This is a genomic window from Burkholderia sp. MSMB1835 (genome assembly GCF_001526365.1).
In the GTDB taxonomy this organism is placed as follows: Bacteria; Pseudomonadota; Gammaproteobacteria; order Burkholderiales; family Burkholderiaceae; genus Burkholderia.
The window spans coordinates 111270-137674 of record NZ_LOYP01000059.1; the positions used below are offsets into that span (position 1 = coordinate 111270).

20 protein-coding genes and 1 tRNA gene are annotated in these 26405 nt (G+C 66.8%); 6 read left to right on the forward strand and 15 right to left on the reverse strand.

Going from position 1 to position 26405, the window contains the following annotated elements:
• Nucleotides 1-15 precede the first annotated feature (15 nt).
• Nucleotides 16-1008 carry a sulfonate ABC transporter substrate-binding protein gene (locus WS96_RS29900; RefSeq protein ID WP_059837458.1) on the forward strand — a complete coding sequence of 331 codons (993 nt, stop codon included), beginning with the start codon at nucleotides 16-18 and terminating at the stop codon, nucleotides 1006-1008.
• Nucleotides 1009-1047: 39 nt separating this feature from the next.
• On the opposite strand, the gene WS96_RS29905 is transcribed toward WS96_RS29900, so the two are convergent.
• On the reverse strand, nucleotides 1048-1632 hold the full coding sequence (locus WS96_RS29905; RefSeq protein ID WP_059837459.1) for a putative glycolipid-binding domain-containing protein: 585 nt from the start codon (nucleotides 1630-1632) through the stop codon (nucleotides 1048-1050).
• Between the two features lie 196 nt (nucleotides 1633-1828).
• Between WS96_RS29905 and WS96_RS29910 the strand changes: the two genes are divergently transcribed.
• Nucleotides 1829-2737: a LysR family transcriptional regulator gene (locus WS96_RS29910; protein WP_059837460.1), complete on the forward strand. Its 909-nt coding sequence runs from the start codon at nucleotides 1829-1831 to the stop codon at nucleotides 2735-2737.
• A 3-nt stretch (nucleotides 2738-2740) separates the two neighbouring features.
• Here the strand turns inward: WS96_RS29910 and potE are convergent, their stop codons facing one another.
• A complete protein-coding gene (gene potE, locus WS96_RS29915) occupies nucleotides 2741-4126 on the reverse strand; it encodes a putrescine-ornithine antiporter (RefSeq protein WP_059837461.1) in 1386 nt (461 codons plus the stop codon).
• A gap of 61 nt (nucleotides 4127-4187) precedes the next feature.
• Nucleotides 4188-6488 carry an Orn/Lys/Arg decarboxylase N-terminal domain-containing protein gene (locus WS96_RS29920; RefSeq protein ID WP_059837462.1) on the reverse strand — a complete coding sequence of 767 codons (2301 nt, stop codon included), beginning with the start codon at nucleotides 6486-6488 and terminating at the stop codon, nucleotides 4188-4190.
• A gap of 507 nt (nucleotides 6489-6995) precedes the next feature.
• Between WS96_RS29920 and WS96_RS29925 the strand changes: the two genes are divergently transcribed.
• Nucleotides 6996-9176 carry an ornithine decarboxylase gene (locus tag WS96_RS29925; RefSeq protein ID WP_059837463.1) on the forward strand — a complete coding sequence of 727 codons (2181 nt, stop codon included), beginning with the start codon at nucleotides 6996-6998 and terminating at the stop codon, nucleotides 9174-9176.
• A 121-nt stretch (nucleotides 9177-9297) separates the two neighbouring features.
• Here the strand turns inward: WS96_RS29925 and WS96_RS29930 are convergent, their stop codons facing one another.
• The 3 genes from WS96_RS29930 to WS96_RS29940 all read right to left on the reverse strand — a co-directional run bounded on the left by WS96_RS29930 (nucleotide 9298) and on the right by WS96_RS29940 (nucleotide 11749).
• Complete coding sequence (locus WS96_RS29930; protein ID WP_059837464.1) at nucleotides 9298-10455, reverse strand: iron-containing alcohol dehydrogenase; 1158 nt, start codon at nucleotides 10453-10455, stop codon at nucleotides 9298-9300.
• The gene (locus tag WS96_RS29935; RefSeq protein WP_034205133.1) at nucleotides 10452-10787 is read right to left on the reverse strand and encodes a putative quinol monooxygenase; all 336 of its coding nucleotides are present in this window, start codon (nucleotides 10785-10787) and stop codon (nucleotides 10452-10454) included. The genes WS96_RS29930 and WS96_RS29935 overlap by 4 nt, the downstream gene beginning before the upstream one ends.
• Nucleotides 10788-11029: 242 nt before the next feature.
• On the reverse strand, nucleotides 11030-11749 hold the full coding sequence (locus tag WS96_RS29940) for an SDR family oxidoreductase (RefSeq protein WP_034205134.1): 720 nt from the start codon (nucleotides 11747-11749) through the stop codon (nucleotides 11030-11032).
• A gap of 134 nt (nucleotides 11750-11883) precedes the next feature.
• On the opposite strand from WS96_RS29940, the gene WS96_RS29945 reads away from it, so the two are divergent.
• From WS96_RS29945 to WS96_RS29955, 3 genes are all read left to right on the forward strand, one after another.
• Entirely contained in the window at nucleotides 11884-12861 is a 978-nt protein-coding gene (locus WS96_RS29945; protein WP_059837465.1) for a LysR family transcriptional regulator, read from the forward strand.
• Between the two features lie 232 nt (nucleotides 12862-13093).
• Nucleotides 13094-14482, forward strand: a complete 1389-nt coding sequence (locus tag WS96_RS29950; RefSeq protein ID WP_059837466.1) for a nucleobase:cation symporter-2 family protein — start codon at nucleotides 13094-13096, stop codon at nucleotides 14480-14482.
• A 232-nt stretch (nucleotides 14483-14714) separates the two neighbouring features.
• Nucleotides 14715-15140 carry an NUDIX hydrolase gene (locus tag WS96_RS29955; protein WP_059837467.1) on the forward strand — a complete coding sequence of 142 codons (426 nt, stop codon included), beginning with the start codon at nucleotides 14715-14717 and terminating at the stop codon, nucleotides 15138-15140.
• A gap of 74 nt (nucleotides 15141-15214) precedes the next feature.
• On the opposite strand, the gene WS96_RS33330 is transcribed toward WS96_RS29955, so the two are convergent.
• The 9 genes from WS96_RS33330 to fdnG form a co-directional block, all read right to left on the reverse strand.
• The gene (locus WS96_RS33330; RefSeq protein WP_082720393.1) at nucleotides 15215-15427 is read right to left on the reverse strand and encodes a hypothetical protein; all 213 of its coding nucleotides are present in this window, start codon (nucleotides 15425-15427) and stop codon (nucleotides 15215-15217) included.
• A 343-nt stretch (nucleotides 15428-15770) separates the two neighbouring features.
• Nucleotides 15771-16892 carry a DUF2827 domain-containing protein gene (locus WS96_RS29960; protein ID WP_059837468.1) on the reverse strand — a complete coding sequence of 374 codons (1122 nt, stop codon included), beginning with the start codon at nucleotides 16890-16892 and terminating at the stop codon, nucleotides 15771-15773.
• A 275-nt stretch (nucleotides 16893-17167) separates the two neighbouring features.
• Nucleotides 17168-17263, reverse strand: a tRNA-Sec gene (locus tag WS96_RS29965).
• 32 nt (nucleotides 17264-17295) lie between these two features.
• On the reverse strand, nucleotides 17296-19221 hold the full coding sequence (selB, locus tag WS96_RS29970; protein ID WP_059837847.1) for a selenocysteine-specific translation elongation factor: 1926 nt from the start codon (nucleotides 19219-19221) through the stop codon (nucleotides 17296-17298).
• Entirely contained in the window at nucleotides 19218-20657 is a 1440-nt protein-coding gene (gene selA / locus WS96_RS29975) for an L-seryl-tRNA(Sec) selenium transferase (RefSeq protein WP_059837469.1), read from the reverse strand. Before selA ends, selB begins: the two co-directional genes overlap by 4 nt.
• Before the next feature lie 74 nt (nucleotides 20658-20731).
• Nucleotides 20732-21667, reverse strand: coding sequence for a formate dehydrogenase accessory protein FdhE (gene fdhE / locus WS96_RS29980; protein WP_179949044.1), 936 nt, complete (start codon nucleotides 21665-21667; stop codon nucleotides 20732-20734).
• 108 nt (nucleotides 21668-21775) lie between these two features.
• Entirely contained in the window at nucleotides 21776-22402 is a 627-nt protein-coding gene (locus WS96_RS29985) for a formate dehydrogenase subunit gamma (protein WP_034205142.1), read from the reverse strand.
• The gene (gene fdxH / locus WS96_RS29990) at nucleotides 22399-23313 is read right to left on the reverse strand and encodes a formate dehydrogenase subunit beta (protein ID WP_034205143.1); all 915 of its coding nucleotides are present in this window, start codon (nucleotides 23311-23313) and stop codon (nucleotides 22399-22401) included. Before fdxH ends, WS96_RS29985 begins: the two co-directional genes overlap by 4 nt.
• Before the next feature lie 9 nt (nucleotides 23314-23322).
• Nucleotides 23323-26394, reverse strand: coding sequence for a formate dehydrogenase-N subunit alpha (gene fdnG / locus WS96_RS29995; protein WP_082720394.1), 3072 nt, complete (start codon nucleotides 26392-26394; stop codon nucleotides 23323-23325).
• Nucleotides 26395-26405 lie beyond the last annotated feature (11 nt).

The window sequence follows — 26405 nt, forward strand, 5'->3', positions numbered from 1 at the left end:
CAGCAGGACGCCTCGATGAACGACACACCGCACGCAGACCTTGAAACGACCCCGGCGAACCCGCACCGCCGCCGATGGCTGCACGGCGCGGCCGCCGGGCTGGCCGGACTCGCGCTCGGGCCGCTCGCGGCCGCGCCCGCACGCGCCGACGCCGGCGGCACGCGGTTGCGCATCGGCTTCCAGAAATACGGCAACTTCGTCGTGCTCAAGGCGCGCGGCACGCTCGAGAAGCGTCTCGCGAGCCAGGGCGTCACCGTGCAATGGCTCGAATTCCCGGCGGGCCCGCAACTGCTCGAAGGGCTGAACGCCGGCGCGATCGACGTCGGCACGGTCGGCGAAACCCCGCCGATCTTCGCGCAGGCCGGCGGCGTCGATTTCGTCTACATCGGCAACGAGCCGCCCGCACCGCAGGGCGAGGCGATCGTCGTGCTGCCCGATTCGCCGATCCGCACCGTCGCGCAACTGCGCGGCAAGAAGGTCGCGTTCAACAAGGGCTCGAACGTCCACTATCTGCTCGTGAAGGCGCTCGAACACGCGGGCCTCGCGTATGCCGACATCCAGCCGATCTACCTGACGCCGGCCGACGCGCGCGCCGCGTTCGTGCAGCGCAGCGTCGATGCGTGGGTGATCTGGGATCCGTATCTGGCCGCCGCCGAACGGCAGCTCGGCGCCCGCGCGATCGCGAACGGCGACGGGCTCGTGCGCAACACGCAGTACTACCTTGCGGCGCGCAAGTACGCGACCGCGCACCCGCAGGTGGTGCGCGCGCTGCTCGACGAAGTCGACGCGGTCGATCGCTGGGCGCGCGATCACGTGCCGGAGGTGGCCGCACAACTGTCGCCGCTCGTCGGCCTCGACGCGCCGACGCTCGAAGTCGCGCTCAAGCGCGCCGGCTACGGCGTGCAGCCGATCACCGATGCGACGGTCGCGTACCAGCAGAGCATCGCCGACGCGTTCAGCACGCTGAAGCTGATCCCGGGCAAGCTGTCGGTGGCGAGCGCGCGTTGACGCGTCACGGCACAAGCGCGCTATTCGCGATGCGGCGCGTCACGACGCAGGCACCGCGCCGATGCGTCGCCATTCGTCGTAGTCGGTGACGAGGCCTGCGTCGTCGATCGCGATATCGGCCGCGTATGTGCCGCTCTCGTAGCGATACACGTGCGGCGCGGTGCGCGTATAGCGCTGCTCGCCGCGCACGATGCCGAAATCCGGAAACCGCAGCCACGCGGTGCGAATCGCGGCCGACTCGCCGACGGCAAGCGCCAGTCGCCGGATCGGCAGCGTATTGGTCGACGGACTGAAGCCGAGATCGATATCGGTTGCGCCCGCAAGCATCGGCGCAGCGACACCGTCGATCGTCCACTGCCCGGCATCGCAGGCAATGTCCCATTGCCGTGGCGGCGCCGTACCGGTCCATCGCGTCACGCGCGCCGAGCGCGTGAGCCAGTCGGTCCCGCATGCGATCGCGTAATCGATGCGAAACGGCGCACCGTCGATCGCGCCCGCCACCGCGCCCGACAGCGCGATGCCCGTTTGCGACTCGTCGAGCCGGCACCATTCGGCCGCTTGCCACGTCTGCACGATCTGCCATGCGACGCAGTGCGTCCGCGGGGCGTCGCTCCGTTGCGTCATGTCGGGTCTCCTGTCGGTCGCGCGAAAGAAAACCGATTTTCGCTCACGGCGTGGACGAACGCACGCGGCTTCGACGGCGCCGGTCGCCCTCCGGCCGATAGTCGGTATCGGCACGACGCACACGCCGCCCTTCCGCCGCTTTGATACCATCCGTCGATCGGTAAAAATCGGACCGGAAGACAAAAGGCGCGACTTCATGGATTTGTTGGCGACGATGCGCATCTACGTCAGGGTCGTGGAGCGCGGCACGATGTCCGGCGCGGCGCGGGATCTCGACATGGGCCAACCGGCCGTCAGCGAGCGCATCGAGAAACTCGAAAGGCATCTCGGCACGCGGCTGCTGATGCGCAGTGCGCGCACCCTCGCGTGCACGGAGGAAGGCCGCATCTTCTACGAACGCAGCAAGGCGCTGCTCGAAGCGGCCGAACTGGCCGTTGCATCGGTGTCGAAGACGGAGAATGCGCTCGACGGCACGATCCGGCTCGCGGCGCCGCAATGTTTCGGCGAGGTCGTGATGCCGGGCGTGCTGATGCAGATCCGCACCGCGTATCCGAAGCTGCACATCGACCTGGTGCTGAACGACGATATCGTCGATCCGGTCACCGAAGGCGTCGACATTTCGATCCGGGTCGGCCAGCTCGGCGACGGTGGGTTCGTCGCCTACGCGCTCGGCGCGGTCGGCCGCGTGCTCGTCGCCGCGCCGTCGTATCTCGACCGGCATGGCCCGCTCGACACGAAGGCCGATCTCGCGAACCATCCGTTCATCCGCGTGAAAGGCGTATTCGCGAACGAACAGGTGCCGCTGCAGCGTGACGGCAGCGCGGTCGAATACGCGCGCATCCGGACGGTCATCACCACCAGCCACTGGCGCCCGATGTTCGACACGATCGCGGCGGGCGGCGGCATCGGCGTGGTTCAGTACCCGGCGTGCGCCGATGCGCTCGCGCAGGGCCGGCTCGTCCGCCTGCTGCCGCACTACGACATCCCCGAATTCGCGCTCAACGTGCTGGTGCACGCGCAGCGGCCGCTGCCGCCGCGCGTGCGCGCCGTCGTCGATCTGCTGAAAAAGGCGCTCCCGCCGTTACTGGTGAAGCACGACCGGTAGCCATCACGCCTGCAGCGACTTCCCCGGCTCCTTCACGTGCGCATCGACTTCCATCTGGTAGAAGCGCGCGCTGACGAAGCCGAACAGCGTCCAGCCGAGGAACACGCACAGGCCGCCGAGCATCAGCGCCTGCTCGCCCGAGCTGAACAGCGCATAGAAACTGTACGCGGTCGCGATCATCGCGATCGCGTTCGTCACCAGCGCCTTGCCCGGCGGCACCTTCGCGACCTTCTGGATCGTGATCAGCGCGGCCATCGACATCACGTAAGGCACGAGGTTCGTGACGACCGCGAGATCGACGATCTTCTGGAACTGGCTGCTCAGCTCCGGGCTGATCGTCATCAGCGCCAGCGCGACCTGGGCGACCAGCAGGATCACCATGCCGACGATCGGCGTGCCGGTGCGCGTCGCGCGTGCGAACACCGGCAGGAAATAGCCGACGTCCGCCGAGCTCTTGAACACCTGCGCCACCGTGAACTGCCAGCCGAGCAGCGAGCCGATGCACGCGATCACCATCAGCGCGGTGACGATCGTGCCGACGGTCGGCGTGAACATCGTCGCGAACGCGATGCCGAACGGCGCATTCGACTTCGCGAGGATCGCGTTGGGCACGATGCCCGCGATCACGTTGGTCGACACGATGTAGAAGATCGCCGACGCGATCGTGCCGCCGAGCACGGCGATCGGCACGTTGCGCTCCGGATTCTCCACGGCGTCCGAGTTCGCGCACGCCGATTCGAGCCCGAGGAACGCCCACAGCGTCACCGCGATCGAGCTGCCGACCGCCGGCCCGAACGGCATGCCGTGCGGATTCCACGCCGCGCCCCAGGTCGCGCCGCTGAACCAGAACCAGCCGATCAGCGACACGACGACGACCGGAATGATCACGCCCCACACCGTCACCGAGCCGATCCGGCCGGTGATGCGCGAGCCGCCGAAGTTCGCGACCGTCGTCAGCACGAGCAGGAAGATCGTCCACAGGCCGGTCTGCAGCGGCGACAACGTCGCATCGAACAGCACGGTGCCGTAGCCGACCGCCGTGACGCCGATCGCGACGTTGGCGATCACGAGCGACAGCCCGTACGTGTAGTTCGCCATGTAGTTGCCGGCCTTGCCGAACGCGTACTCCGCGTAGCCGCCCATTCCGCCCGGCTTGCGGCTCAGCATCCCGCAGCGCGCGAACGCGTAGGCCAGCGCGAGCGAGCCGCCGGCCGTGACGATCCACGACAGCAGCGAGATCGTGCCGACCTGCGCGAGCTTCGACGGCAGCAGGATGATGCCGGAGCCCATCATGTTGACCGCCGTGAGGATGGTGAGCTGCCAGACGTTCATCCGGTTTTTCGGCGCGGCCGCCGGGGCCGCGTCGGACATGCGCGCTGCGTTTTCCATGGTGTCGATCCTTCGATGTGAGGCCGCCGCGCGGCCGGTCGCTCGTATGCCCGGCCGGGCTTCAGGTCGTCAGGCAATACACGCGGTAGGTGCCGTCCTCGACCTCCACGCCGTGCGTGTCGTGCGCGAACCCCGGGAACCGCCGGTCGTACGCTTCGAGCGCCTTCAGGTAGCCGAGCACCGGGCCGCCGGCCGGCCCCGCGTTCTCGCCCGGCATCAGGAGCGGGATACCCGGCGGATACGGCACGACGCCGGTGGCCACCGTCCGCCCGGCCAGCTCGTCGAGCGTCACCTGCTCGATGCGGCCCTGCACGAGATGCTCGTACGCGCGCACCGGGCTCATCTCCGGCTTCGGCAGGATCGAGAACGCCTCCGACATCAGGCGCGTCGTGCCGAGCTGCTCCATCGCCGCGAACATCGTGTCGGCCAGGTCCTTCAGCCCCATGCCCGCATAGCGCGAGCCATGCGCCTTCGCGAGCGACGGAATCGCCAGGTCGAGCGGCAGGTTCGCGTCGTAGTCGCGCTTGAAATCGCACAGCGCGCTGACGAGCGAACCCCACTTGCCCTTCGTGATGCCGATCGAGAACAGGAACAGGATCGTGAAATCGGTCGTCTTCTCGACGACGATGCCGCGCGCATCGAGATACGCGGTGACGACGCTCGCCGGAATGCCGACCGGCATCAGCCCGCCGGCCGGCGCGACGCCCGGCGTGACGATCGACACCTTGATCGGATCGAGCATGCAGTAGCCGTCCTCGACGTTGCCGAAGCCGTGCCATTGCGCGCCGGGGCGCAGCACCCAGCACGCCGGGTCGCTCGCGAGCAACTCGGGCGGCGCATCGTGGAACGGCAGCGTGCGGCCCGTGCGCGCCTCCAGCACGGTGTCGGGCTGCCAGCACTCGAAGAACCAGTCGCCCTTCGCGCCGAATTCGCCGTTCATCCGCGCGATCATCTGCCGGAACGCGACGGCCTCCTCGATCGACTCGCGCGTCAGCGCGGCGCCGCCGGGGCCGTCCATCATCGCGGCCGCGACGTCGTTCGACGCGATGATCGCGTAGTTCGGCGACGTCGACGCATGCATCATGAACGTTTCGTTGAACTGACCGTGCGGGATCGGGCTGCGGCCGTCGCGCACGTGGATGTACGACGCCTGCGACAGCGCGGTCAGCAGCTTGTGCGTCGACTGCGTCGCGAACACCGTGGGCCGGTCCGCATGATGGTCGCGCGGGTCGCCGTGCATTGCATGACGGTCGCGGTAGATCGGGTTGAAACGCGCGTAGCCGTACCACGCCTCGTCGAAGTGCAGCCGATCGACGCTCGCGCCGAGCAGCTCCTCGACACGCGTCACGTTGTAGCAGAGGCCGTCGTACGTCGAGTTCGTGACGATCGCGTGCTTCGGCTGGCGATCCGCCAGCCCGGCCGCGAGCGGGTTCGACGCGATCGCCTCGCGGATGGCCGTCTGCGTGAGGCGCTCCGCGGCGATCGGCCCGATGATCCCGTAGCGGTTACGCGTCGGCACGAGGTACGTCGGGATCGCGCCCGACATCGTCATCGCGTGCTCGGCCGACTTGTGGCAATTGCGGTCGCACAGCGCGATCTGGTCGCGGCTCACGCTCGCCATCAGGATGATGCGGTTCGACGTCGACGAGCCGTTCGTCACGTGATACGTGCGATGCGCGCCGAACACGCGCGCCGCGTAGCGCTCGCTTTCGCCGATCGGGCCCGAGTGGTCGAGCAGCGAGCCGAGTTCGCCCACCGAGATCGACAGGTCCGAGCGGAACAGCGATTCGCCGAAGTATTCGAAGAACGCGCGGCCGACCGGCGATTTCAGGAATCCGGTGCCGCCGGTGTGGCCGGGCGTATGCCACGAGTATTCGTAGACGCGCGAGAACTTCGCGAGCGCGCCGAACATCGGCGGCAGGACGGTCGAGCGATAGCGTTCGATCGACGCGTGAATGCGCCCGCCGATGAAGTCGGCCGTATCCTCGAGCAGCCACACGAAATCGTCGACCTTGCCCATCACCGCGGCCGGTACCGACGACGCGACGCTGCGGTCGGCCAGCAGGAAGATCGGCACGCTGCCGTTGCGATGCCGGATCGCGTCGACCACGGCCTCGGACGGCCCGTGGCCGTCCACGCCGAGATCCCAGTCGAGCAGCACGCACTGGATCGACGGATCGGAGCGGATCAGCACGATGGCATCGTCGGCGGACGTGGCCGTCAACACGTCGATACCGCGTTGCGCGAGCTCCGCGCTCAGCGTGCGGACCGCGCGCCCGGTTGCGGTTTCCTGCGCGATTTCGTCGTCGACCAGTAGCGCACGCATGCCCAGACGACGAATGCCGCCGGCGGAAGTATTCATGATGTTGACCCTCGCTGTTGCGTTGCTTCGATTGGTATCGTTCGTCTCACGAGCACGCGGACAGCAGGCCACGGGCAGCGGCATGAGACGCTCGCAATTCCGGCTTGATTCGCCATCCAATTCGGAGCCGACTATGCCATAGATGCTTTTCTCTGAAAAGCTGACGATTCGGTAAAACCATCGGCGCCTTTCAAATCGGATTTCATCATTGGATCATTTTTATGTGCGCCGCAGCATGCCAATTCCGGATTGTTTGATCATGCTCATGCCGCAATGACATTGCCGATTCGGTTCGATTGAATTCGCGGGATTTTGTTGCTACGATCGGCTGCGCCGGACCCGGCTAGATCGCGGCGGTGCCGCGCCGCGCAAGGCTTCTGGTGCAGTGCGCATTCGGCATTCAGCATTCGCGGGACCGTTTCGATCGGCTGCAGCGCGTGTCGGGCCCGGATTGCGCGCCGATATGAATGCGGCTCCCGTTTTCAGGTCATTTACCGGAGAGTTCGCGTGAGCCTGTTGAAAATCGCAGTCGAGCCGGCGCTGATCGGCGCCTTCCTCACCACGCACGAACAGGTCGACGTATTTCAGACCGATTTCACGAATATCGCGGCAATCGTCGTTGGAATCGATTCCGCGGAAAAGGTGCTGAAAACCGTCGAAAGAACCGGTTTCGCGATTCCGTTCTTCGTCGCGGTCGAGCCCGACCAGGAAGTGCCGCCGTCGGTCCTGCCGCGCGCGAGCGGCGTGATCCAGCTTCGGCACGGCGGCCGCCATTACTACGGCCGGCAGATTTCCGCCGCCGCCGACATCTACAGCGAGAACCTGCTGCCGCCGTTCTTCAAGGTCATGCGCGAATACGTGCAGCGTGGCTACGTCGAATTCGACTGCCCGGGCCACCAGGGCGGCCAGTTCTTTTCGAATCATCCGCTCGGCCGGATGTTCTTCGACTTCTTCGGCGAAACCCTCTTTCGCGCGGACCTCTGCAACGCGGACGTCCGGCTCGGCGACCTGTTGATCCACGAAGGGCCCGCGCTGGAAGCGCAGCGCAACGCCGCACGCATCTACAACGCGGACAAGACCTACTTCGTGCTGAACGGCACGTCGACGTCGAACAAGGTCGTCACGAGCGCGCTGCTCGCGCCCGACGATCTCGTGCTGTTCGACCGCAACAACCACAAGTCGGTGCACCTCGGCGCGCTCGTGCTGTCCGGCGCGCGGCCGGTCTATCTCGAGACCGCACGCAACGCGTGGGGCCTCATCGGCGGCGTCGACAGCGCGGCGCTCGGCGAGGCGCGCATTCGCGACGCAATCCGCGACGTCGCGCCCGAGCGCGCCGACCTGCCGCGCCCGTTCCGGCTCGCGGTGATCCAGCTCGGCACCTACGACGGCACGATCTACAACGCGCGCGAAATCGTCGACCGGATCGGCCATCTGTGCGACTACATCCTGTTCGATTCGGCGTGGGTCGGCTACGAGCAGTTCATCCCCATGATGCAGGACTGCTCGCCGCTGATGCTGACGCTCGGCCCCGACGATCCCGGCATCTTCGTCACGCAGTCGGTGCACAAGCAGCAGGCCGGCTTCTCGCAGACGTCGCAGATCCACAAGAAGGACAGCCACATCGAAGGCCAGAAGCGCTTCTGCGATCATCGGCGCTTCAACAACGCGTACATGATCCACGCGTCGACGAGCCCGTTCTACCCGATGTTCGCGGCGCTCGACGTCAACGCGCAGATGCACGCGGGCCCGGCCGGCAAGCGCCTGTGGCGCGACTGCGTCGCACATGGCGTCGATGCGCGCAAGCTGCTGCTGAAAACCTGCCGTCAGATCCGCCCGTTCGTCCCGCAGCAGATCGACGGCCGCCCGTGGGCCGATTACCCGACCGAGCAGATCGTCGACGACCTGCGCTTCTTCCGCTTCCATCCGGCCGACACGTGGCACGGCTTCGAAGGCTATGCGGACGACCAGTATTTCGTCGATCCGTGCAAGCTGCTGCTGACCACGCCCGGCATCGATCGCGATACGCACGAATACGCGCCGTTCGGCGCACCGGCGCCGATTCTCGCGCGCTATCTGCGCGAGCACGGCGTCGTGCCCGAGAAAGCCGACCTGTACACGATCCTGTTCCTGCTCACGCCGTCGGAGAGTTTCGGCAAGCTGCAGCATCTGGTCGCGCACCTCGCGCAGTTCGAGCGCCATCTCGACCAGGACACGCCGCTGAGCGAAGCGATTCCATCGCTGTGCGAAGCATATCCGGAGCTGTACGGCACCATGCGCCTGCGGCAGCTGTGCCAGCGCATGCACGATTTCTACCGCAGCCACGACATGAAGCATCTGCAGAAGCAGATGTTCCGGCGCGCGCAGTTCCCGAAGCAGGCGATGCTGCCGCAGGCTGCGAATGCCGAGCTGATCCGCAACAACGTCGAACTCGTCACGCTCGACCGCATCGCAGGCCGGATCGCGACCGAAGGCGCGCTGCCCTATCCGCCCGGTATCTTCTGCGTGGTGCCGGGTGAAGTGTGGGGCGGCCCGGCGCTCGACTACTTCCGCGCGCTCGAAGCCGGGATCAACGCGCTGCCGGGCTTCGAACCGGAAATCCAGGGCGTGTACCTGCAGACGAAGCCGGACGGCACCAGGCAGGCCTCGGCGTACGTGGTCGCGGCCGGCGCGGACGCGTCGCGCCTGTAAGGACGAAGGGCTGCGGACGCGCGGCCGGCGCGCCGGCATGCGCATGCGGCAGCACGGCCCGCGCGGCAGGCCGCGTGTGCCTCGTGCCCCGTGACGGCCAACGCCGTGCCCGCGCCGCCCGTCACCACGCCTGCCGGTAGATCTCCAGCGCGTCGGCCTCGGTCACTTCGCGCGGATTGTTCACGAGCAGGCGCGTCTGCAGCATCGCGTCCGACGCCATCCTCGGCAGATCGGCCTCGCCGATGCCGACCTCGTGCAGCGTGCGCGGAATGCCCGTCGCGACGATCAGCCGGTCGATCTCGGCGATCAGCGCATGCGTTTTCGCTTCGTCGCTGCCCGTGGCCGACGGCGCGACGATGGCCGCCAGTTCCGCATACAGCGGCGCGGCGGCCGGCGCGTTGAAGCGCAGCACGTGCGGCAGCACGAGCGCATTCGACAGCCCGTGCGGCACGTGGAAGATGCCGCCGACCGGATAGGCCAGCGCGTGCACGGCCGCGACCGGCGCATTCGCGAACGCCTGCCCCGCGAACATCGCGCCGACCAGCATCGCTTCGCGCGCGCGCCGGTTCTGCCCGTCGTCGCATGCGGCTAGCAGGTTGCGCGACAGCAGCGTCAGCGCGTGCGTGGCCAGCATGTCGGATACCGGATTCTTCAGCCGCGCGGACGTGTACGCCTCGATCGCATGCACCATCGCGTCGATGCCGGTGGCGGCCGTCGCCGCGCGCGGCAGGCCGAGCGTGAGTTCCGCGTCGAGGATCGCGACGTCCGCGAACAGATGCGGCGACACGACGCCCATCTTGCGCGCCTCGCCGACCGTGACGATCGACACGGCCGTGACCTCGGAGCCGGTGCCGGCCGTGGTCGGCATCTGCACGAGCGGCAGCCGCGCGCACGAGACCTTGTCGACGCCGTACATGTCGGCCAGCGCCTGCTGCCCCGGCGCGAGCACCGCGATCAGCTTCGCGACGTCCATCGACGAGCCGCCGCCCAGGCCGAGCACGATCTCGGCATCGGCCGCGACGGCCCGCTCGGTCGCCTCGAGCACCACGTGCTCGGGCGGATCGGCGATCACGTCGTCGATCACGGCGACCTGCCAGCCGTGCGCGGCGAGGCTCTCCAGCGCGGGCGCGAGCACGCCGCTGCGATGCAGGAACGCGTCGGTGACCACGCACAACCGCGCGAGCGCCGGAAAGCGTTCGCGCAACAGCGCGCCGAGCCGGCGCGCGGCGCCGAATTCGACGATCTGCGTCGGAACGGTACGGAATTGAAACGGGTTCATCGGGTGCCTCCCGGTGGCGTCGCCGTGCCGGCGTCCGGCTGCACCATGTAGCGGATCACGTCGCGACGATCGAGCAACGGAATGATCGCGCCGACGCCGATCCGCTGGAAATGCGGCGTTTCCCGATGCGCATCGAGGCCGTCCGCATCGCGGTAGCGCTCGAGGATCACGATGTGGTCGGGGTTCTCCGGCGACCGGAAGTACGCGTAGTCGAGGTTCTTCGGCTCGGCCCGCGTGGCCGGCGCGAGTTCCGCGAGCAGTTCGACCACGCGGTCGCCGTTGCCGGGTTTCGCGAAGTAATGCGCGATCACCTGCAGATAGGGTTCGTTCATGCTGCGCTCCAGGTTCGACACCAGGCCGTCACGACGGGAGCGCACACCATCCGCCATGAACCGGACGGATTCAAACGCGATGAGGCGGCACCGTATCGCTGACGCGTCGTCGCATTGTATTGAATCGGCCCGGCCTTCGCAGCGCCGCGGCCGGGCCGCGAACATCGGGCCCGATCCCGCACGGCACGCTCACGGCAAGCCGGAACCCGGCCGGCCGCCGCGAGCTTGCGCGACCATCCTGCTTACCAGGGCACCGTCCGCCCCAGATAGTCGAGGTACTCGAGCCCGGGCCGCGCGCGCTTCGCCAGCAGCACGTCGACGAGGCTCGGCACGCTTTCGTCGATGGTCAGGCGCGCGTCGGGGCCGCCCAGTTCGGTGCGGACCCAGCCGGGCGCCATCAGCGCGAGCGCGCGGCGCGTATCGGCCTGACGCACCGCGAAGCTGCGCATGAACTGGTTCAGCGCCGCCTTGCTGCCGCGGTACACCTCGCGCATGCCGGTCACGTTGTTCGCGACGCTGCCCTGTCCCGACGACATCGCGCCGATCAGCCCGTCGTCGGTCACCAGATCCTGCAGCGTCTCGATCACGCGCATCGGCGCCAGCGCATTCGTGATCATCACGCGCACGAATTCGTCGGTCGTCACTTCGCCGATCGTTTCATTCGGATCGTTGGTCGTGCCGGCATTCACGAACAGCATGTCGAAGCGCCGGCCCGACAGGCGCTCGCGCAGCGCGGCGAGTTGCGCGGGCTCGCAGATGTCGAGCGTGCCGATCTCGACCCGGCCGTCGAACCGGTCGGCCAGGTCGTGCAGCTTCGTGCGCCCCGATCCTTCGCGCACCGTGCCCGTCACGTGCCAGCCCTTGTTCAGGAATGCCTCCGCCATCGCCAGCCCGAGGCCGCGCGATGCCGCGACGAGCAGGATCGCGGGGGCGTTTCGTCGATTCGATTCGGTCGATTGCATGGTGTTTCGCCTTTGCCCTGTTTCGTGACGCACCCACTATAGGCGCACACCTCGACAGGCGCCAGACGCATCGAATGCAATCCATCGTTGCATCGAACGCCATGCCAAACCCCGCAGTGGCGTATCCTGTCCGCATGGAAGACATCGACCTGAACCTCGTCACCGCGCTCGACGCGCTGCTGTCGGAGAGCAGCGTGACCGGCGCCGCGCGGCGGCTGGGCCTGAGCACGTCCGCGATGAGCCGCACGCTCATGCGGCTGCGCGTCGCCACCGGCGATCAACTGCTGGTGCGCGCGGGGCGCAAGCTCGTGCCGACGCCGCACGCCGCCGCGTTGCGCGAGCGCGTGCATGCCGTCGCAAGCGACGCGCGCGCGGTGCTCCGGCCGGCGACCGCCGACGTCGACTTCGCCACGCTCACGGCCACGTTCACGATCCGCGCAGCCGCGTCGTTCATGGAAATGCTGTCCGGCCCGGTGGTGGCCGCACTCGGCGATGTCGCGCCGCACGTGCGTATTCGCTTCGTCCCGAAACTCGACCGCGATCCGCAAGCGTTGCGCGACGGCACCGTCGACCTCGAAATCGGCAAGCGCGGCGACGACGCGCCCGAACTGCACACGCGCATGCTCTTTCACGACTGGCACGTCGCGGTGGCGCGCGCCGGCCATCCGCTGTTCGCGTCGGCCCGGATCACGCCCGCGCGCTATGCAGCCTGCCGTCACGTGATGGCGGCCCAGCTCGGCGATTTCGGCGGGCCGGCCGACGATTCGACCGTCGACGCAGGCGCCGGCCCCGCCGTGCACGTCGTCGTGCCGGGCTACCCCGACGCAATGCGTGTCGCGGCCAGCACCGACCTGATCGCGCTGGTGCCGCGCTCGAGCCTCGGCAACGCGTGCTCGCCGGGGCTCATCGAAGCCCTCGGGCTGCGCAGTTTCGAGATCCCGGTCCGGCTGCCGGCGATCCTCGTGTCCGCGCTGTGGCATCCGCGCATGCACGGCGACCCCGTGCATCGCCGCCTGCGCGATACGGTCATTGCCGTCTGCCAGCGCGCGTATCCGGATTCCCGCCCGCCACGCACAACGGCGCGCGGCAACGAAGCACGCGCCGCGGGCTGACGTTCCGCGGCTCGGGCCAGCCGGCCGCCGCCGTCGAGGGCAGGATTTCGCCATTCGCGAAGCGGTTGCTCAACGGACCGCGATCGCCTGGCAGCGATGCGTCGATCGCCGGGTGCCGAACCGGCCCTTTTCCACGTTCCGCCGAATCCCGACTATTGCGGCACGCCCGGGCGGCGCCGGCGAGCCCTTCGGCTAAAATGCCGCACTTTCCACCTTGTCCGGCCCGCTCGCCATGCAACCCGCCTCCTCCGCCCCATCCGCCTCCCACGGCGCCGACGCCGCAGAAGCGGCCCGCGACCTCGTCTACGGCCCGAACGACCGGCCGGCGCCGATGGTCGCCTTCGTTGCCGCGCTGCAGCACCTGCTGGCGATCATCGTGCCGATCGTCACGCCGGGCCTGCTGATCTGCCAGGCGCTCGGCGTGTCCAGCCGCGATACGACCCTGATCGTGTCGATGTCGCTGGTGATTTCCGGCATCGCCACCTTCGTTCAGTGCAAGCGCTTCGGCCCGCTCGGCGCCGGCCTGCTGATCGTCCAGGGCACCAGCTTCAACTTCGTCGGCCCGCTGATCGCGGGCGGCAGCCTGATGGTCAAGCAGGGCACGCCGGTCGAGACCGTGATGGCCGCGATCTTCGGCGTCGTGATCGCCGGGTCGTTCGTCGAGATGGGCGTGTCGCGCATCCTGCCGTTCGTGAAGCGCCTGATCACCCCGCTCGTCACCGGCATCGTCGTGCTGCTGATCGGCCTCACGCTGATCAAGGTCGGCCTCATCAGCATGGGCGGCGGCTACGGCGCGATGGCCAAGGGCACGTTCGCGAGCGCGGAGAACCTCACGCTGTCGGGCCTCGTGCTCGGCACGATCATCCTGCTGAACCGCGTGCCGATCGTCTGGGTGCGCAGCACCGCGCTCGTCATCGCGCTCGCGATCGGTTACTGCGCGGCCGCGTTCCTCGGCCGCCTCGACTTCACCGGCATGCACCAGGCCGCGCTGTTCCAGGTGCCGACGCCGCTGCACTTCGGCATCGGCTTCTCGTGGGCGCTGTTCGTCCCGATGCTGATCATCTACCTCGTCACGTCGCTCGAAGCGATCGGCGACGTCACGGCCACCAGCAAGATCTCGAACGAGCCGGTCGAAGGATCGGTGTGGATGCAGCGCATCAAGGGCGGCGTGCTCGTCAACGGTGCGAACTCGCTGCTGGCCGGCGTGTTCAATACGTTCCCGAGCTCGGTATTCGCGCAGAACAACGGCGTGATCCAGATCACCGGCGTCGCGAGCCGTCACGTCGGTATCTGGATCGCGGGCATGCTGGTGGTGCTCGGCCTGTTCCCGGTCGTCGCCGGCGTGCTGCAGGCCGTGCCTGAGCCCGTGCTCGGCGGTGCGGCGATGGTGATGTTCGGTGCGGTGGCCGCGTCCGGCATCAACATCCTCGCGGGCGTCCACCTCGATCGCCGCGCGCTGCTGATCATCGCGGTATCGCTCGCGCTGGGCCTCGGCGTGTCGCAAGTGCCGGACATCCTGAACAGCCTGCCGCATGCACTGAAGAACGTGCTGGAATCGGGCGTGGCGACGGGCGGCATCTGCGCGCTCGTGATGAACTGGTTCCTGCCGGAAAAGAAGTAAAGGCAATCGCGGTGCGAACCGCATGACGACGTGCCGGGCGCGATGGGGCGTGATGGGCCGCGCCGGTCGTCGCGCCAGAGCCGAACGGCATCGGGGGCCGGCGTACGGCCCTGCCGCCGGCCTTGCGCTTTCGGCGTGTCACGCGATGGCCGACCACGCGTCGGCGAGCGTCAATCGTCAAACCCGGTCAGGCTGCCTTGGCCGATCGAGTCGCGCTGGTTAGAATCACGACATGCCCCAGATCCTCGCGCCCGACACCGCCCCCGAAACGACTGCCGCCCCGATCAAGGAACGCGCGACCGTCGTCTGCTATCGCGACGAGCGCGTGTTGCTCGTCACGCGTGCGGCGTCGCGCTGGGCGCTGCCGGGCGGCACGATCAAGCGCGGGGAGACGCCGCTCGAAGCCGCGCATCGTGAGTTATGCGAAGAAACCGGCATGACCGGCCAGGATCTGATGTACTCGATGCAGTTCACCGGGCTCGCGAAGATCCATCACGTGTTCTTCGCGGAAGTCGGGCCGGAGCAGACGCCGCAAGCGAACAACGAGATCGAGAAATGCAAGTGGTTTCCGATCGACGGTATCGAGCGTCTGCGCGCGAGTATTCCGACGAAGCGCATCGTCGAACTCGTCTACAACCACGAAATCCGCAAGACGTAGCGCGCTCCGAGCCGTCGGCCGGCTCGAGTCGAGTCGAGTCGAGTCGATTGTCGTGATCGGAGGTGAGCGAACGTTCAGTACGAGCGCTTTCTTCGCAGTTCGTGCGTGGAATAGACGACGAGGAAAATGCCCAGCATCGCGACGCCGGACGCCAGAAAGTCGTTTGCGCTTCCCGCACCGTGCAGCGCCGCCGGGAAAATTCCGAGACTCAATCCCGTGCCAGCAAGAAGCAATCCTGCTGCCACGCCCCAGATCGGTCCGGCGGTCTTGTCGGTTTTATTTTTCATACAGCAACCCGTCTATACAGTCATGGCCTGACCGGTATCGGCAAGAACTCGCCACGTCTACCGTCAGTCATTCCACTATAGCCGGGAAATAAATCTCGTACTTCTAGTGCTTTTCCCCATCAAGTTTGTGCGGTCGAGACCGTTGTGCGGCGTCGTGCGCGGTGCAAGCGTGTGCAGACTGTCGGGGGGACAACGGAATGGCAGAGGGCGGCAGACTACAACTTGCGCCCGGAAGGCCGTGCCAGGTTTTCCGGGAAGAGTCGCACCAGCCGCCCCGCGACAAGATCGTCGTGTGCCGTGACGCCACACGCGAGCGTGACGCCATGCTGTCGGACGATCGATTTCACTCGAAAAGCCCGAGAAGCAACCTGTCATACGCTTCCACCTGTTTCGGATTGGTGGACAAAAACCGCCCGATCCGCTCTCGTTGCTGAATTCGATAACCCTGCCAATCTTCATCGTGAAATTCGACGGCTCGCTCGAGTTGACGGCACCCTTCATCCACGTCGTTTTTATTGTAGAAGTAGCCCAGTTCTCGGCATAGGTCTGCGTTGTGAACCATCGCGTAACCGTTCCAGCAAACATCGAAATAGAAATAATTCAACGCGAGGCCGGATTGATGAGAAACGACGATGTCGGTGTATTCCGAAAGAAATTGGGGCGTATTGTAATAACCGACAAAGCTTATTTTCGAATCTCGCACAAGATCCAGATGACTTGCGATACCGATGAATTCCGGGCTGCCTTTCGCCAGGTGCTCCGTGTTCGTCGCGTGCACATAGGATATTTTCTCGCCCAGCTTCCGATAACCCAATTCCGCAATCAAGATCGGATAGAGGCAGAACTTGGTCACATCGATGTTCGGCTCCATCACGGACAACCGCTTCGGTTGTCCGGTCGGGCGATATTCCCCGCGATGCGGTAGTGCGGCCGATCGCTCTTCCACGCAGATCGGATCCCAGACAAACGGCACCTCGCGAACAGGCTGGCGTCGCAATACGCTGAAGAAGCCGGCGCTGGTATCGACGACTTGCGGGATGATCCACACTTGGTCGTAACGCTGGTTGATGAATACCGTTTCGGCGTGCCGTCTGCCAAAAATCATCGCCTGCATCATGTGCACGTATTCCGGACCACAACAATAGCTTACGACTTTTGCGCCCCGGGCCTGGAGATACGAGGTTTGCTGTTGATCGATTTGCCCGCCGAGCTCGATCAGGACATCCAGCGAATCTTTCGCGTCGTCGAAGGAACATACCGGAAACTGCTTGATATCCCAGGGAAGAGCGGACGTGATCTCGACGCTCGTTGTGTTGACGAGCTTGACTTGATGACCGAGCGGCGAGTGTTGAAAGAGCTTCATCAGATACAAGGCGTTCTGCTTGATGCCGTTGACCCAAAGACTCTCGGTCGCGTGGTGAAGGCCGATCGTGATGCCGATGTTGAGTGATCGTGCGGAACTCATTGGGGGTCCGATGTGCTCGTCAAATAGATGCAAATCATAGCGCCCCCCGCATTTTCAGAGCGGTTAAGAACTGTCAAAATTTGGAACGTTTTCCCGCGGGACACACCGGAATTCGGCAATTGCCAGCGTCGACGGCGGCCGGCGCCAACACCGCACATCGCGTCATTGCCGACGACGGGCTACGTCACGCGATCGATGGAATTCACGTCATGCATCTCGATGTGCCGAAATCAATCGCGCCCCGCTTGATAGCGCGAGATCCGCTTTAAGCCTGATGGCGGAAGGCAGCCAGAGTCGAACTGACCCGGGAGTGTCCGACACCCCCAACCGGGTTTGAAGCCCGGCCGTACCACCGGATACGAATGCCTTCCGCAGGGAAAAAACCGAAAAGAACGACGAGCGCCTACGCCTGAATACCCACCCAACCGCTGTCAGGCCGCAGGTAGTGAAGATCGCGGCGGAAGCGAGTATACCCAACCCGATCGAAGAACTCGAGAATCTGGATCGCGCGCTTGCGACCGAGCCCCGTCGCATCGCGGAACGTCGCGGCATCGAGCCCGCCGCCGCGCGACGGCGCGAGATGCGCGACCAGTTCCGCCAGTTCGCGCGCGACGTCCGCATGATAGAACAGGTCGCGCACGACCTGATGCACGTCGCCGCGACGTGCGAGCTTGCGCAGCAGCACGCGCACCGCGTCCTCGGCCGCGCCGGTGTCACGCGCCAGATCGCGCACCCACGGCGGATCGAAGCGCCCCGCGTGGATCAGCGGCAGCAGTTGCTGCGCCAGCGCTTCCTCGCGCGGCTCGAGGCTCACCGAATGCGACGGCAGATGCAGCCACGGCCCGCTGCGCGCGACTTCGCCGCCCGCCACCAGCGCCTCGACGAGCGCGCGCCACAGCGCATCGCCGACGAGCGGCGCAGCCATCCGCCGCAAGCGTGCGGCATCGAGCCCCTGCTCGTCCGGCATGCGCTCGTGGTACGCGCGCAGCGTATCGACCGCCCGCGTCTGCAACGCACGCCAGTGCGCATGCGAAATCACCGCGCCTTCGTTCGACGCGGCATCGCGTTGCCCGATCGCCAGCGCATCGCCGGGCAACGCCAGCGCATCGGGCGCGAATCCCGTCAGATGCGTGAGCGTCGCGCGCGCAATGCCGAGCGGCGCCTGCGCGAGCAGCGCATCGAGGCGCCCTTCGTCGAGCCACGCCGCGAGCGCATCGAGCCACGCGCGGCGCGCAGGCGTGCGGCGCTTGCGTGCCGGCCCGAACGGATCGAGCACCCGGCCGCCGCCGACGGTGCGCGTCGCCTGCGGATTGCGGACGATGAAACGATCGCCCGGCAGCGCGAACACCGGCTCGTCGAACACCAGTTGCACGCGCATCCGCTGGCCGGCCGCGAGCGTGTCGCCGTCGAGCAACGCGACATGGGCCACGCGATGCAGCGTGCCGAGATGCACATGCAGCGGCGCCCAGTGGGTCAGCGTCAGCCCCGCGTCCGCGAGCAGCGTCAGGTCGACGTCCAGACGCGGCGACGTCGCGACGAGCCGCGCATCGGCGACGGTGTCGCCGCGCTCGATGTCGGCCTTGTCGACGCCGGCCAGGTTCAGCGCGCAACGCTCGCCCGCGCGACCGGCCTGGACCGGCCGGTTCTGCGCATGGATGCTGCGCACGCGGGCGGCGTCGCCCGTGCGCACGATCGCGAGCGTGTCGCCCGTCGCGACGCGGCCCGCGAATGCGGTACCCGTCACGACGGTACCCTGCCCGGCGAGCGTAAACACGCGATCGACCGCGAGCCGGAACAGCCCGTCGTCGCGACGCGCACGCCACGCGATCGCCGCGTCGGCCAGGTGCTGCTTCAACGCGGCGACGCCCGGATCGTCGGCCACCGTGGCACGCGTTTCGAAGATCGGCACGCCGGCCAGCGTCGAATCGTGCAACCACGCGGCGATCTCGTCGCGCGCCTCGGCAACGCGTGCAGCATCGACGCGATCGCATTTCGTCAACGCGACGGCGCCGTGCGTGACGCCGAGCAGTTGCAGGATCGCGAGATGCTCGCGCGTCTGCGGCATCACGCCGTCGTCCGCGGCAATCACGATGAGCGCGAAATCGATGCCGCACGCACCGGCCGCCATCGTATGAATCAGTTTCTCGTGGCCCGGCACGTCGATCAGGCCGAGCACGTCGCCGTTGTCGAGCGGCGTATACGCGTAGCCGAGCTCGATCGAGATGCCGCGTGCCTTCTCTTCCTTCAGCCGATCGGTGTCGACGCCCGTGAGCGCGCGCACGAGCGTGGTCTTGCCGTGGTCGATATGTCCAGCGGTCCCGACGATCATGCGGCCGGCCCCGCGAGCGGCACGCATTGCGCGACGAATGCCGCTTCGTCGGCCGCTTCGAGGCAGCGCAGATCGAGCCGCAGCGCGTTGTCGGCCACGCGGCCGATCACCGGGCGCGGCCATTCGCGCAGGCGTTTTTCGAGCTGCACGAGCGCGCGGCCGCTGCGCTTGCCGTCCGCGGCGCGCACGACGAGCCCGGCGCTCGGCAACTGGTCGACCGGCAGCGCACCGCTGCCGATCTGGCTGAACATCGGCTCGACCGTCACGTCGAAACCGCTGCCGAGCGCCGCCTGCAGCACCGGGCGCATGCGTTCGGCGGCCTCGGCGATGTCGCGCTGCGGGCGCGTCAGCAAACGCAGCGTCGTGAGCCGGTCGCGCAGGAATTCGGGCGACTGGTACAGGCGCAGCACGGGTTCGAGCGCCGCGAGCGTCAGCTTGCCGACGCGCAGCGCACGTTTGAGCGGATGCTTCTTGATCTTCGCGATGAGCGCCCGATCGCCGACGATCAGGCCGGCTTGCGGGCCGCCGAGCAGCTTGTCGCCGCTGAACGTGACGACGTTCGCGCCGGCGGCGACGGTTTCCTGCACGGTCGTCTCGTGCGGCAAGCCCCATTGCGACAGGTCGGCCAGCGTGCCGCTGCCGAGATCGACGGCGACCGGCACCCCGTGCTCGCGCGCGAGCGGCGCGAGTTCGGCGAGCGTCGTCTCCTTCGTGAAGCCGCTGATCGCGTAGTTGCTGCAATGCACCTTCATCAGCAGCGCCGTGCGCGGACCGATCGCGTCCGCGTAGTCGCGCGGATGCGTGCGGTTGGTCGTGCCGACCTCGCGCAGCTTCGCGCCGGCACGGCTCATGATGTCGGGAATGCGAAACGCGCCGCCGATCTCGACCAGCTCGCCGCGCGACACGACCACTTCCCGCTTCGTCGCAAGCGCCGACAGCGTCAGCAGCACGGCCGCCGCATTGTTGTTGACGACGGTCGCGGCTTCCGCGCCCGTCAGTTCGCACAGCAGAGCGTCGATCAGGTCGTCGCGGTCGCCGCGGCGGCCGGTGGCGAGATCGAACTCGAGGTTGACGGGCCGCGTGAGCGCATCGACCACGGCGCGCACCGCGTCGTCGGGCAGCAATGCTCGCCCGAGATTCGTGTGCAGCACGGTGCCGGTCAGGTTGAACACGGGGCGCACGGCGCCCGCGCTCTGGGCGGCCAACGCGTGCGCGACGGCCGCGGCGATGCGCGGCTCGTCGAGCGGTTCGGCGGCCGCGGGATCGCGCTGCGCCGCCGTGCGCCAGCGCTCCAGTTCGGCGCGCACGGCATTGAGCACGCGCGTGCGGCCATAGTCCGCGACGAGTGGCTGCAGCGGCGCCGACGACAGCACGCGCTCGACCGACGGCACGCGCGCCAGCACGGCATTCAATTCATTCACACCCGGTTCGGTCACGTCGTTGTAGCTCCAGTCTCATGCTCCGCAGTCGGCCGGGGCCGGCGCTCGCGCGCCGTCACGGCCCCGTGCCTTCAGTCCGCTTCGCGCGGCACGTCGGGCCACAGCAGCGGGTTCGGCGAACTGCGCTGGTAGCCGGCCTCGTTCATCAGCAGGTCGAGCGTGAGGCTCGCGAGGTCGTCCGCCAGCGGCTCGAACTCGTAGTCCTTCTCCTGATAGCCGATCTTGCGATAGGTCTTGCACTCGTCGCACGATTCGGCCTTGACGGCTTCGCTGCCGCCTTCGATCCCGTGATACGCGATGCCCTTCGTCGAATCGCAGTGCGAGCACTTGGTGCGCACCATGTGCCACTCGGTCGTGCACAGCCCGCACTGCAGGAAACGGTAGCCCTGGTACTGGCCGCCGACCCGCACGACGCTCGCGACCGGATGCGTGCCGCACACCGGGCACAGACCCGGCTGGTCGAGATACGGGACATCGGCCGGCGTTACGCGGCTTGCGAGGTCCGTCCACGCGACCTGCAGCGCGGCCATCAGGAACGGCGCGGTGGCCGGGTCGACCTCCGCGAAGCGCAGCGCAAGGATCGCATCGGCCTGCGCGTCGAGTTCGGCGGGCGCGGTCAGGCGCAGCCGGTCGAGCAGCTTCGCGAGCTGCGGATTGACGAGCCCGGCGCTTTCGACGCGATCGAGCAGTTCATACAGCACGGCGCGCCACCGCGAATCGCGCTGGCCGTCGAGCGCCGGCACGAGCGGCATCGAATGTTCCTGCGCGCGTGCGATCGCTTCCTTCGACGGCAGCGGCAGCTCCAGCGTCTGCAGCGTCGCGTGCTGCGCGTCGGCGACGGTGGCCATCAGCCGCAGATAGCCGCTGATCGGGTTCAGGTCGGCAAGCTTGCGCAACCGCGCGGCGCGCGCCGCGAACGCGGTCGCACGCTCCGGCAGGCGAAAGCGCGGAATGGCCGAATGATCGAGTGCCGAGATCTCGGTCGGCTCCAGAATGCGTTGTGTCACGAAAATGTCTTCCAAAAAACGAAGCGCCGACGAATCGGCGCTTTCGGGCGATTCCGGCGGTGGGCGGAACGATACGCCGCAATCGGCGTGCCGCCCCGCTCCGCTGCGTTACTTCACGCTTTCACGGAACCACTTCGGGTGATGCTTGCGGGCCCAGCCCAGCGTGACGGTGCCCCGCACCATCGCGCCGATCGAACCCTTCACCCACAACGCCGCGTAAATGTGCACGATGATGCTCGCGATCAGCACGAAGGCCGCCACGGCATGCACGACAGCGGCCGCGCGGATGACCCCGATCGGGAAGTAGAACGAGAAATAGCGCCGCCAGATCACGACTCCCGACAGCAGGAGCAGCAGCAGGCACGCCACCAGCGTGAAGAATAGCAGCTTCTGCCCGGCGTTATAGCGCCCGACCGGCGGCAGCTTGTCTTCCTGGTTGGTCAGCACGTCGCCGATCTGCTTCAGCCACTGCCGGTCGTCCGCGTCGAGCGCATTGTGGTGCCAGAAGCGCACGACGAGGATCGCGAACGACACGAACATCACGAGGCCGACGAACGGATGCAGGATCCGCGTCCACTGACCGCCGCCGAACAGCGCGGTGAGCCAGAACATCGACGGATGGAACAGCGCGAGCCCGGACAACGCGAGCAGCACGAACGTGATCGCGGTGATCCAGTGGTTCGTGCGCTCGTTCGGCGTGTAGCGGACGATCAGGTTGGGGTCGTCGTGGCTCATTTCGCGTCCTCCTTGATGCGTCGCGCTTCGTCGCGCGCGGCGGCTTCCTCGTCGTCGGTGACCTCGTTCGGACCGACCCGCGTGTAGTGGAAGAATCCGGCCAGCGCGGTCAGCGCGAGGCCCGCGACCGCGAGCGGTTTCGCGATGCCCTTCCACAGCCTCACCATCGGGCTGATCGACGGATTGTCGGGGAGCCCGTGGTACAGCGACGGTTTGTCCGCGTGGTGCAGCACGTACATCACGTGCGTGCCGCCGACGCCCTGCGGGTCGTACAGCCCCGCGTGCTCGAAGCCGCGCTCCTTCAGGTCCTCGATCCGCTCGGCCGCGTGCTGCTTCATGTCCTCCTTGGTGCCGAACACGATCGCGCCCGTCGGGCAGGTCTTCACGCAGGCCGGTTCCTGGCCGACCGCGACGCGGTCGGAACAGAGCGTGCACTTGTACGCGCGATGGTCCTTCTTCGAGATCCGCGGCACGTTGAACGGGCAGCCGGTCACGCAATAGCCGCAACCGATGCAGTTCTCCTCGTGGAAATCGACGATCCCGTTGTTGTACTGCACGATCGCGCCCGGCGACGGACACGCCTTCAGACAGCCCGGATCCTCGCAATGCATGCAGCCGTCCTTGCGGATCAGCCACTCGAGGTCGCCCGCCGGGTTCTCGTATTCGGAGAACCGCATGACCGTCCACGAATGCTCGGTCAGGTCGGCCGGGTTGTCGTACACGCCAACGTTGGTGCCGACTTCGTCGCGCAGGTCGTTCCACTCCATGCACGCCGTCTGGCATGCCTTGCAGCCGATGCACTTCGATACGTCGATCAGCTTCGCGACGCTCCCGGTCACCGGTTCGCGCACCGTGGGCGGTGGCGTCGTGGTGGCCGAGACCCGCTTGATATCCAGCGATTGCAATGCCATCTCTCCCCCTTACGCCTTTTCGACCTTCACCAGGAATGACTTGAATTCCGGTGTATAGGAGTTGCCGTCGCCCACGGACGGAGTCAGGGTATTGGCGAGATAGCCGGGCTTCGTCAGGCCCTTGAAGCCCCAGTGCAACGGGACGCCGACCGTCTGGACCTTCTTGCCGTCGATCGTCAGCGGCTTGATCCGCTTCGTGACGAGCGCGACCGCGACGATGTAGCCGCGCTTGGACGACACCTTCACGCGCTCGCCATGCGCGACGCCGACTTCCTTCGCGAGGTCTTCGCCGATCTCGACGAATTGCTCGGGCTGGATGATCGAGTTCAGCCGCGCATGCTTGGTCCAGTAGTGGAAATGCTCGGTCAGCCGGTACGTCGTCGCGACGTGCGGGAACTCGGACACCTTGCCGAACGACGCGCGGTCGTCCGGGAACACGCGGGCGGCCGGGTTGTTCAGCGCCTGCGGGTTGTTCGGGTGCAGCGGGTTCGCGCCGAGCGGCGTCTCGAACGGCTCGTAGTGCTCGGGGAACGGACCTTCGTTCATCCCCGCGCGGGCGAAGAAGCGTGCGACGCCTTCCGGGTTCATGATGAACGGCCCCATCCCGTTTTCGGGCGGTTCGTCCGCCTTGAAGTCCGGCACGTCGACGCCCTTCCACGCGCTGCCGTTCCAGCCGATCAGCTTGCGGGTCGGGTCGAACGGCTTGCCGGCGACGTCGCACGATGCGCGGTTGTACAGGATCCGCCGGTTCGCCGGCCACGCCCACGCCCAGTTCAGCGTCTGGCCGATGCCCGTCGGGTCGGCGTTGTCGCGCCGCGCCATCTGGTTGCCGGCCTGCGTCCACGCGCCGCAGAAGATCCAGCAGCCGCTCGCGGTCGTGCCGTCGTCCTTCAGTTGCGCGAACGCGGCGAGCTGCTCGCCCTTCTTCACGAGCGTCTTCGCCGGATCCTTCGGATCGGGCAGATCGGCGAGCGCTTTGCCGTTGAACTCCATCGCCAGTTCCTCGGGCGTCGGGCTTTCCGGGTTCGCGTACGGCCAGGTCAGGTTCACGATCGGGTCCGGGTACTTGCCGCCGTCCTTCTGGTACATCTTGCGCATGCGCAGGAACAGCCCCGACATGATCTCGAGGTCGCTCTTCGCTTCGCCCGGCGGCTCGGCGCCCTTCCAGTGCCACTGCAGCACGCGGCTCGAACTCACGAGCGAGCCGTTTTCCTCCGCGAAGCAGGTGGTCGGCAGGCGGAACACCTCGGTCTGGATCTTCGACGCATCGACGTCGTTGTAGTCGCCGTGATGCTTCCAGAACTCGGACGTCTCGGTCGCGAGCGGATCCATGATCACGAGCCACTTCAGCTTCGCAAGACCTGCCGCCGTCTTCACCTTCGACGGCGCCGCCGCGAGCGGATTGAAGCCCTGGCAGATGTAGCCGTTCATCTTGCCGGCATTCATCAGCTCGATCGCCTGCAGCAGGTCGTACTGCTTGTCCAGCTTCGGCAGGTAGTCGTAGGCCCAGTTGTTCTCGGCGGTGGCCGCATCACCCCACCACGACTTCATGAAGCTGACGTGGAATGCCTTGTAGTTCTTCCAGTAGCTCAACTGGTTCGGCCGCAGCGGCAACTGCACGCGCTTCTTGATGTACGCGTCGAAGTCCTGCTCGGCCTGCATCGGCAGCGTCATGTAACCCGGCAGCAGGTTCGACATCAGCCCGAGGTCGGTCAGCCCCTGGATGTTCGAGTGGCCGCGCAGCGCGTTCATCCCGCCGCCGGCGATGCCGATGTTGCCGAGCAGCAGCTGCACCATCGCGCCGGTGCGGATGATCTGCGCGCCGATCGAGTGGTGAGTCCAGCCGAGCGCGTACAGCACCGTGCCGGCGCGGCCGGGAACGGCCGTGGTCGCGAGCATCTCGCACACCTTCAGGAACTTGTCCTTCGGCGTGCCGCACGTCTGCTGGACCATGTCCGGCGTATAGCGCGCGTAGTGCTGCTTCAGCAGGTTGTAGACGCAGCGCGGATGCTGCAGCGTCGGGTCGACCTTCACGAAACCGTCGTCGCCGCGCTCGTAGTCCCAGCTCGATTTGTCCGGGTACGCGTGCTTCTCCGCGTCGTAGCCGGAATAGATGCCGTCGTTGAACGCGAAATCCTCGCGCACGATGAACGAGAAGTCCGTGTAGTTCTTCACGTACTCATGCTGGATCTTGTCGTTCGTCAGCAGATAATTGATGACGCCGCCCAGGAAGACGATGTCGGTGCCGGTGCGGATCGGCGCGTAGTAATCGGCCACCGAGGCCGTACGCGTGAAACGCGGGTCGACGACGATCAGCCGCGCCTTGCGGTGCGCCTTCGCCTCCGTTACCCACTTGAAACCGCACGGATGGGCCTCGGCTGCATTGCCGCCCATCACGAGAATCACGTCCGCGTTCTTGATGTCGACCCAATGGTTCGTCATCGCTCCACGGCCAAACGTCGGGGCAAGACCTGCCACCGTCGGGCCATGTCAGACACGCGCCTGATTGTCGAATGCGAGCATCCCGAGACTGCGGATGGTCTTGTGCGTCAGGTAGCCGACCTCGTTGCTGCCCGCCGACGCGGCCAGCATGCCGGTCGTGAGCCAGCGGTTGACCTTGGCGCCGTCTTCGGCCGTCTCGACGAAGTTCGCGTCGCGGTCGGCCTTCATCAGCTTCGCGATGCGGTCGAGCGCATCGTTCCACGAGATGGGTTCCCACTTGTCCGAGCCGGGCGCACGATACTCGGGATGCGTGAGGCGGTTCGGGCTGTGGATGAAGTCGATCAGGCTCGCGCCCTTCGGGCACAGCGTGCCGCGATTGACGGGGTGGTCGGGATCGCCTTCGATGTGGATGATGCTCGGCTGTGCATTCTTCGCCCCGTCGCCGAGGCTGTACATCAGGATGCCGCAACCCACCGAGCAGTAAGGACAGGTGTTGCGCGTTTCGACTGTGCGCGCCAGTTTGTACTGTCGGACCTCGGCCAGCGCGTCGGACGGAGAAAAGCCCATCAGGGCAAGACTCGATCCGGCAAGCGACGTGGCCGTCACCTTCAGGAACTGGCGCCGGGACATTTGTAGCATGGCGGTCTCGG

What these genes read in the sequence shown, in the direction of transcription:
- WS96_RS29900 (WP_059837458.1), top strand. Translation starts at nt 16, where the DNA reads ATGAACGACACACCGCACGCAGACCTTGAAACGACCCCGGCGAACCCG.
- WS96_RS29905 (WP_059837459.1), bottom strand. Translation starts at nt 1,632, where the DNA reads ATGACGCAACGGAGCGACGCCCCGCGGACGCACTGCGTCGCATGGCAG.
- WS96_RS29910 (WP_059837460.1), top strand. Translation starts at nt 1,829, where the DNA reads ATGGATTTGTTGGCGACGATGCGCATCTACGTCAGGGTCGTGGAGCGC.
- potE (WP_059837461.1), bottom strand. Translation starts at nt 4,126, where the DNA reads ATGGAAAACGCAGCGCGCATGTCCGACGCGGCCCCGGCGGCCGCGCCG.
- WS96_RS29920 (WP_059837462.1), bottom strand. Translation starts at nt 6,488, where the DNA reads ATGAATACTTCCGCCGGCGGCATTCGTCGTCTGGGCATGCGTGCGCTA.
- WS96_RS29930 (WP_059837464.1), bottom strand. Translation starts at nt 10,455, where the DNA reads ATGAACCCGTTTCAATTCCGTACCGTTCCGACGCAGATCGTCGAATTC.
- WS96_RS29935 (WP_034205133.1), bottom strand. Translation starts at nt 10,787, where the DNA reads ATGAACGAACCCTATCTGCAGGTGATCGCGCATTACTTCGCGAAACCC.
- WS96_RS29940 (WP_034205134.1), bottom strand. Translation starts at nt 11,749, where the DNA reads ATGCAATCGACCGAATCGAATCGACGAAACGCCCCCGCGATCCTGCTC.
- WS96_RS29945 (WP_059837465.1), top strand. Translation starts at nt 11,884, where the DNA reads ATGGAAGACATCGACCTGAACCTCGTCACCGCGCTCGACGCGCTGCTG.
- WS96_RS29950 (WP_059837466.1), top strand. Translation starts at nt 13,094, where the DNA reads ATGCAACCCGCCTCCTCCGCCCCATCCGCCTCCCACGGCGCCGACGCC.
- WS96_RS29955 (WP_059837467.1), top strand. Translation starts at nt 14,715, where the DNA reads ATGCCCCAGATCCTCGCGCCCGACACCGCCCCCGAAACGACTGCCGCC.
- WS96_RS33330 (WP_082720393.1), bottom strand. Translation starts at nt 15,427, where the DNA reads ATGAAAAATAAAACCGACAAGACCGCCGGACCGATCTGGGGCGTGGCA.
- WS96_RS29960 (WP_059837468.1), bottom strand. Translation starts at nt 16,892, where the DNA reads ATGAGTTCCGCACGATCACTCAACATCGGCATCACGATCGGCCTTCAC.
- selB (WP_059837847.1), bottom strand. Translation starts at nt 19,221, where the DNA reads ATGATCGTCGGGACCGCTGGACATATCGACCACGGCAAGACCACGCTC.
- WS96_RS29985 (WP_034205142.1), bottom strand. Translation starts at nt 22,402, where the DNA reads ATGAGCCACGACGACCCCAACCTGATCGTCCGCTACACGCCGAACGAG.
- fdxH (WP_034205143.1), bottom strand. Translation starts at nt 23,313, where the DNA reads ATGGCATTGCAATCGCTGGATATCAAGCGGGTCTCGGCCACCACGACG.